Annotated in this window: 10 protein-coding genes; 4 read left to right on the top strand and 6 right to left on the bottom strand. The window is 27.4% G+C overall.

Translation table 11 applies throughout. The features are described 5' to 3' along the window. The first annotated feature begins 90 nt into the window (after window positions 1–90). From Q1J76_RS00450 to Q1J76_RS00465, 4 genes are all read left to right on the top strand, one after another. The gene (locus Q1J76_RS00450) at window positions 91–603 is read left to right on the top strand and encodes an adenine phosphoribosyltransferase (protein ID WP_300365222.1); all 513 of its coding nucleotides are present in this window, start codon (window positions 91–93) and stop codon (window positions 601–603) included. A gap of 96 nt (window positions 604–699) precedes the next feature. Continuing rightward, window positions 700–966, top strand: a complete 267-nt coding sequence (locus Q1J76_RS00455; RefSeq protein WP_300365224.1) for a co-chaperone GroES — start codon at window positions 700–702, stop codon at window positions 964–966. A 242-nt stretch (window positions 967–1,208) separates the two neighbouring features. After that, window positions 1,209–2,384, top strand: coding sequence for a hypothetical protein (locus Q1J76_RS00460; RefSeq protein WP_300365226.1), 1,176 nt, complete (start codon window positions 1,209–1,211; stop codon window positions 2,382–2,384). A 2-nt stretch (window positions 2,385–2,386) separates the two neighbouring features. After that, window positions 2,387–2,668, top strand: coding sequence for a hypothetical protein (locus tag Q1J76_RS00465; RefSeq protein WP_300365229.1), 282 nt, complete (start codon window positions 2,387–2,389; stop codon window positions 2,666–2,668). 2 nt (window positions 2,669–2,670) lie between these two features. Here the strand turns inward: Q1J76_RS00465 and smpB are convergent, their stop codons facing one another. The 6 genes from smpB to Q1J76_RS00495 form a co-directional block, all read right to left on the bottom strand. Next, complete coding sequence (smpB, locus tag Q1J76_RS00470; protein ID WP_300365232.1) at window positions 2,671–3,156, bottom strand: SsrA-binding protein SmpB; 486 nt, start codon at window positions 3,154–3,156, stop codon at window positions 2,671–2,673. A gap of 116 nt (window positions 3,157–3,272) precedes the next feature. Beyond that, window positions 3,273–3,941, bottom strand: coding sequence for a DUF305 domain-containing protein (locus tag Q1J76_RS00475; protein WP_300365235.1), 669 nt, complete (start codon window positions 3,939–3,941; stop codon window positions 3,273–3,275). An 86-nt stretch (window positions 3,942–4,027) separates the two neighbouring features. Further along, window positions 4,028–4,534: a ribosome maturation factor RimM gene (gene rimM / locus Q1J76_RS00480; protein ID WP_300365238.1), complete on the bottom strand. Its 507-nt coding sequence runs from the start codon at window positions 4,532–4,534 to the stop codon at window positions 4,028–4,030. Next, the gene (locus tag Q1J76_RS00485) at window positions 4,531–4,773 is read right to left on the bottom strand and encodes a KH domain-containing protein (protein ID WP_008726607.1); all 243 of its coding nucleotides are present in this window, start codon (window positions 4,771–4,773) and stop codon (window positions 4,531–4,533) included. Before Q1J76_RS00485 ends, rimM begins: the two co-directional genes overlap by 4 nt. A gap of 31 nt (window positions 4,774–4,804) precedes the next feature. Continuing rightward, window positions 4,805–5,164 carry a 30S ribosomal protein S16 gene (gene rpsP / locus Q1J76_RS00490; RefSeq protein WP_498034115.1) on the bottom strand — a complete coding sequence of 120 codons (360 nt, stop codon included), beginning with the start codon at window positions 5,162–5,164 and terminating at the stop codon, window positions 4,805–4,807. Between the two features lie 22 nt (window positions 5,165–5,186). Beyond that, window positions 5,187–6,542, bottom strand: a complete 1,356-nt coding sequence (locus tag Q1J76_RS00495) for a signal recognition particle protein (protein WP_300365244.1) — start codon at window positions 6,540–6,542, stop codon at window positions 5,187–5,189. Between the last annotated feature and the right edge of the window lie 209 nt (window positions 6,543–6,751).

Below are 6,751 nucleotides of genomic sequence, written 5' to 3' on the forward strand. Positions count from 1 at the left end.
ATAAAATTTTCATTGATTTTTTTTGTAAAAACATTATAATTAGAAACAGTATTGTTTACATAATTATTTTTTATTATAATGAGGTGTTATATGGAGTTAAAAAACTATATAAGAAACATTCAAGATTATCCTAAAAAAGGAATACTTTTCAGAGATATTACAACTTTACTTCAAAATAAAGATGCCTTTAAATACGCTATAGATAAAATGGCTGAACAAGTTTCAAATGAAAAAATTGATTGTATAGTAGGAGCAGAAAGCAGAGGATTTTTAATAGGTTCAGCATTGGCATATAAAATGAATATTGGTTTTATACCTGTAAGAAAAAAAGGAAAATTACCTTACAAAACTATATCAGAAGAGTATGAATTAGAATATGGTACAGATACTTTATATATGCATGAAGATGCTATCAAAAAAGGAGATAAAGTATTAATAGTAGATGATTTGATAGCTACAGGTGGTACTGCACTTGCTATGATTAAAATGGTAGAGAAACTCGGCGGTATTGTTGTAGGCTCTTCTTTCTTAATAGAATTAAAAGAATTAAATGGAAGAAAAGAAATAGAGAAGTATCCTATCAATGTTCTTATAGAGTATTAGTTAGTTGTTGACTTTTAATGATTTTTATTATATAATAGCATGAAAATCATGTTAAAAAAATTATTGAAATAAATACATTTTAAGGAGAAAATTGATATGTCATCTATTAAACCATTAGCAGACAGAGTACTTTTAAAAGTATTAGAACAAGAAGAAAAAACTTCAAGCGGAATACTTCTTCCAGATACAGCTAAAGAAAAAACTCAGAAAGCAGAAGTTATAGAAGTAGGCGACAGCGAAGATATAAAAGTAAAAAAAGGCGATATAGTTATATATGATAAATATGCTGGTATACAAATAAAAGAAGCTGATACTGAATATTTAATAGTAAAAAATGAAGAGATAGTTGCTATTATAAAATAATTAACAGCTATAAAATAAAATATAAAATAAAAGAACACTAATCTTAAAAAAGATAGTGTTCTTTTTTACTAATTAAGGTTATTAATAGTTTTTATAATTGTTAATAAAACTTTTTCGTATCATAAAGAATTAATAAGGTTAAATAATATAAAAATTATATTATTTAATTTTATTAATTTGTTCGATAATTAAAATATATCATTAAATTGAATGCCATTTCTTTAATCAGGAGATTCTTATAAATGTTAAAATATTTTATAATATTTCTTTCTATATTAAATATAGTTTATGCTCAAGATAATACAACGAATAAAAGTCCTGAATATAAATTCACATACAAAAAAGAAAATAATTTTACTATTTCTGAAAATACAAATTCAGTAAATGAAATATCAATTATGCTAGAAAGAAGGGGATTTCCTCTTGTAAATAGATTGGTGAGATTTACTTCGCTTAATCCTGATATGTTCGATTTTGTAATAGATGATAGTAAAGAAGAAGTATTATTAAAAGAAATAGAAGATGATGATAATAAAATTAAAGCAATAGCTACAAATGTTTATATTGTACCTACAGATGAAAATGGAATTGCCAAAGCAAAATTAAATTTAAAAAAAGAAGGTAATGGTATAGTCCTTATGCATATACTATATGTAGGCTCTACGGGGAATACTAATATATCTTATGAGGAATACAGTTATATAAATATTGAAAAAGAAAATACTATACCTTCAAAACTGCTTATAGGTGATCCTAATAATGTAAATGTTAGAAGCTCCATACTGATAACATCAACCTTATTTCCTTCATTGTTATTAGTATCAATAGCTCTTATATTTATAAGCTATTTTAGAAGTATATACCATGAATATAGAAATGCTAAATCAAAGATTGTAATGTATACTTTCTTTGGATTTTCTTCTATTAAGAAAAATTTTGCACTTATGGTATTTATAATATTAACAGAATTAATAATAGTTGCCTGTTTCATTATTTTAGACAGCTATATTTTCTCTGTAATACTCATAGCTTTCTTCATAGCGGGTTTTTTAGTAAAAAGAGAAAAAATATATGCAATTGCATTTTTTATACTTGCATGTATTTCTATGATATACTTATACTTAGAAACATTTAAAAGTCATGTTGGAATAGAATGTATATTTAATAATGGTATTATGGGAAATCCTGTATTTATGCTATTCTTATTTCTAATACTTACTGCCTTATCAGGAGGTATATATATACCAATATGTATACTTGTATTATATCAAATAGTATTCACTGTAAGTAATTTATCTTTGATATTTGCTTTAATTGGAATATTTATATCTTCTTTACTCTATATTGTAAAAGTAAAAAAACATATTCCATTCTTATACAGTATAAATTTATTGAAAATAAAAGACACTAATAGGTAAATATGATTTTTGATTTAATTAAAGAATTAGAAATGCTATTATCGGATATAGCTTTCAGCGGAATTAATAATATAGATTATAATACAATAGAAAAAATAGAAACTTTATCAAATCAATTTGAAAAAATATCAATGACAAATATAAAAAGATTATTAACAGAATTTATAGATTCAATAAAAAAATATAAAACTGATGAAAATAACAAAAAAGAAAATATAAAAGAAGTATCTAATAATATCAGCAAAATAGAATTCTATATAAGAAATGCTTTATCATATGAATGAAATTATCTTTTAATATATCTCTCCATCTCTCTATCCAAAGTTTTTCTTTTTAGAGTTTCCCTTTTATCATGAAGTTTTTTACCTTTAGCCAAAGCCAATTCTACCTTTACCTTTCCCTTTGAAAAATAAAGTTTAATAGGGACTAAAGTAAGCCCCTGCTCTTTAATTTTTCCATATAAACGTTTTAATTCTCTTTTTTTCATTAAGAGTTTTCTTTCTCTCAAAGGTTCATGATTATTTCTATTTCCAAAATGATACGGAGATATATGCATATTAATTACAAAAAGCTCTCCCTTTTTAAAAGATGCATAACTGTCAGACATATTTACGCTTCTCTCTCTTAAAGACTTCACTTCTGTACCAAGCAAAACTATACCAGCCTCAAATTTCTCCACAAGCTCATAATTAAATAAAGCCTTTTTATTCCTTACTATCTCTCCAGATGAAATAGTGTTACTGCCTGATTTTTTATCTTTTTTTCCAGCCATAATATCATACCATAATTTAAATATTGTAAGATTATACTAAAATAAATAAATTTGTCAATTATCATAAAAAAGAGCTAGAATAAAAATTCTAGCTCTCATTAAATACCAATATTATTTTATAAAGAATTAAGCATATTGTTCATATCAGCTATTTCTTTTTCTTGTGCTAATATTATTCTATTAGCTATTTCTTTTATTTTCTCATCTTTAGTGTACTCTAATATCTTTTTAGAAACATCAACAGCCGCCTGATGATGAGGTATCATACCTTTTAAGAAATCTATATCATTATCTCCAGTAACTTCAATAGCAGCCATATCTTCCATCATTTTATTCATAATATCTTCCATCTCATCACCTAAAGCAACAGTATCTACATCTTCATATACAGTACCCTTCTGATTTAATTCATCAACTAATTGAGTGAACTCAGCAACTTCTTGTTCCTGACTCATTATTATATTATTAGCCAACTCTATTAATTTTTCATTTTTAGTAGTTTCTAAAAGCTTTTTAGAAGATAAAATAGCACCTTTATGATGAGGTATCATATTGAATAAGAAATCAGCATCTATATTAGCTGTTTTTTGAAAAGCCTGTTCCATCATAGGAGCATGCATCAAATCTATGATTTCTGAACCTGCAGTATGAGCAGCATGTCCTGAATGAGCAGAAGTATCATTTGTGTTTGATACAGTATCTGCTGGTGTATCTGTAGTTTTTTGTCCACATGATATAATAAAAGCAGACATTAAAGCAATAAATATTGTTATAATTTTTTTCATTCTTTCATCCTTTAATTTTATTCGATTTAATAACTGAAAATATCAGTAAAAAATAATATATGAAAATTATTATAATTTTTTATAAATTAATCTTCAAATATCGGTTTTTTAATTATTTGAATAGTTTTATCTTCCTTATTCGATTTTCCAAAGTATGCATGAACAAAAGGTATAGAAACTATATTATCATTTTCGTTTAATTTAATTTCAAATACATAATTTGAAGGAAGACTATATACATTAACTATTTTACCATATAAATTATCATCAGTATCTACGATTTTGTATCCGATTAATTCAGCCTCATAAAAAGTATCCTCATCAAGTTCAGGTAAAACAGAAGAATCTATATATATATCAAGACCTATTAAACCTTTGGCTTTTTCTATAGTATCAATATTTTTCAAAGCTAAAACAAAAGCTTTATTTTTTTTCTTAACATTTAGAACAACAAATGTTTCATCATTTATAATGACAGATATATTTTTACTTAGGATATGAAGAGAGTCAAAATAACTTTTATCAGAAAAAGCTATTTCAACCTCTCCTTTTAAACCATGTATACCTGTGATTTTGCCATAAAAAATAATCAATTGTCAATAATCTCAAGCATTACACGTTTGCCGCTTTTCATGGAAGCTGCAAAAAGAATGGTACGTAATGCATGAGCAATACGACCTCTTTTACCTATAATTTTACCTATGTCGCTTTGGTTTACTTTCAATTCCAGAATCGTACTCTTCTCACCCTCAATAACCTTTACACTAACACCCTCAGGCTCATCAACCAACTTTTTAGCCAAATACTCAATAAGCTCTTTTTCTTCCGTCATAGCACACTCCTTTATATATTATAAGACGTAATTAAGCTTCGCTTTTCTCCTCAGCAGATTCAGGCTTAGCTTCTTTACGATGTTTGCGTCTTTTTCCAGGATTTTTTACTGGTTTTCTCTTCTTTCTTTCAAGAGGAGCACCTTTATCTCTATCCATTAAACCTTCTTTTACAAGAATACTTTTCACTACATAAGTCGGTTGTGCACCATTAGAAAGCCATTTTTTCAAGCCATCTATGTTCAACTTATATAATACATCTTTAGCTTTAGGATTAAACCAACCTAGTTCTTCAATAAAACGACCATCGCGTGGGAAACGAGCATCTGCTGCTACAATACGATAATGAGGCTCATGTTTGCGACCTATACGTTTTAATCTTAATTTTACCACCTTTCTTTTCCTCCAAGTTTATTTACATTAATTTGTTTAAATCATCTATAGACATACCCATACCCTCTAGGGACTTTGCGAGCTTATCCATCTTTTTAGTACTACCCATCATGTTCTTCATCATAGTAAATTGCTTTATTAATTGATTTACATCATAAACACTTTGACCGCTTCCTTTAGATATTCTCATTTTTCTTGAATTATTTAAAGGAAATAGGGCTAGTCTTTCTTTTTTAGTCATTGATTGTATAATAGCCTTATACTTTTTAAACTTCTCTTCTTCACGGTTTATAAGTTCAGTATCAACATTAGCCATACCTGGAATCATAGAAGTCATTTTACTAAGTCCACCCATCTTTGAAGTAGCCTCTATTTGTTTGAGAAAATCATTATAATCAAAATTATTCTCTATAACTTTCTGAAGCATTTCCTGAGCTTCTTTCTCACTTATAGCGGCACGGGCTTTTTCTACCAATTTTACTATATCACCCATACCAAGTATTTGACCTGCTACTCTTTTAGCATCAAAAACATCAATATCATCTAAATGCTCACCTGTACCTATAAATCTTACAGATGATCCTGTAGCATATCTTAATGATAAGGCTGCACCACCTCTTACTCCTGAATCAAATTTAGTAAGTATAACACCATTTATACCAATATTGCTTTGAAAACTTTTAGCAACATCATATACACTTTGACCTGCTGTGGAATCAACTACCAATAACTTTTCTGTAACATTAGCAGAATTAACAACGCGTCTTAACTCAAGCATCATTTCTTCATCTATTTCCAAACGACCTGCTGTATCTACTAATATCATGTTATATTGCTCTTTTTTTGCTATGGCAAGAGCTTTTTTAAGTATTTTATAGGCTTTTTTTTCTTTGGTATCTATATGATAAGGAACGCCTACCTCTTTAGCCAAAACGGCTAACTGTTCCATAGCTGCTGGTCTATGAACATCAAGACCTACAAGCATAACGCGTCTTTTATCTTTATAATATTTAGCTAATTTAGCTGAAGTTGTAGTTTTACCAGATCCCTGAAGTCCGAAAAGAAGTGTTATTGTGGTTTTCTCCACTGGCTCTAATTTCAATCCTGTTTCGCCATCACCTATCATATTAACTAAAGTATCATGAACATCAGCTACAAATTGATTGGCTGGATCTACACCTTCTAATTTTTCCTTTCCTATGGCTCTATTAGTAGCTTCTTCTAAAAATTTATCAGCTGCTTCTAAAGATACATCTGCTGACAATAAAGCTTCTTTTATTGTTATTAGACTATCGGATATATCTTTATCTGTTAGTACTTTTTTACCTTGTATTTTAGAGAATACATTAGATATAGACTTAGTTAAATTGCCAAACACTAAAATAACCTTATAAATATATTAATTCCAAACCATATTATACATAATATATCGAAAAAGTCAATATCTATATTAATTTTACATTGTTTAAGTTCCATAGATATTGCACACTTTTAGTTTAAAAAAAATGAGATATTCCTTATAATTTAAATTGCTAAAAAAAACAAAAAGGAATATCTATGAAACAGTATAATACACAACAGAAAAAA

Source organism: Brachyspira sp., assembly GCF_029258575.1.
Taxonomy (GTDB): Bacteria; Spirochaetota; Brachyspiria; order Brachyspirales; family Brachyspiraceae; genus Brachyspira.

Coding starts and splice junctions, on each gene's coding strand:
- Q1J76_RS00450 (WP_300365222.1), top strand. CDS start 91: ATGGAGTTAAAAAACTATATAAGAAACATTCAAGATTATCCTAAAAAA.
- Q1J76_RS00455 (WP_300365224.1), top strand. CDS start 700: ATGTCATCTATTAAACCATTAGCAGACAGAGTACTTTTAAAAGTATTA.
- Q1J76_RS00460 (WP_300365226.1), top strand. CDS start 1,209: ATGTTAAAATATTTTATAATATTTCTTTCTATATTAAATATAGTTTAT.
- Q1J76_RS00465 (WP_300365229.1), top strand. CDS start 2,387: ATGATTTTTGATTTAATTAAAGAATTAGAAATGCTATTATCGGATATA.
- smpB (WP_300365232.1), bottom strand. CDS start 3,156: ATGGCTGGAAAAAAAGATAAAAAATCAGGCAGTAACACTATTTCATCT.
- Q1J76_RS00475 (WP_300365235.1), bottom strand. CDS start 3,941: ATGAAAAAAATTATAACAATATTTATTGCTTTAATGTCTGCTTTTATT.
- Q1J76_RS00485 (WP_008726607.1), bottom strand. CDS start 4,773: ATGACGGAAGAAAAAGAGCTTATTGAGTATTTGGCTAAAAAGTTGGTT.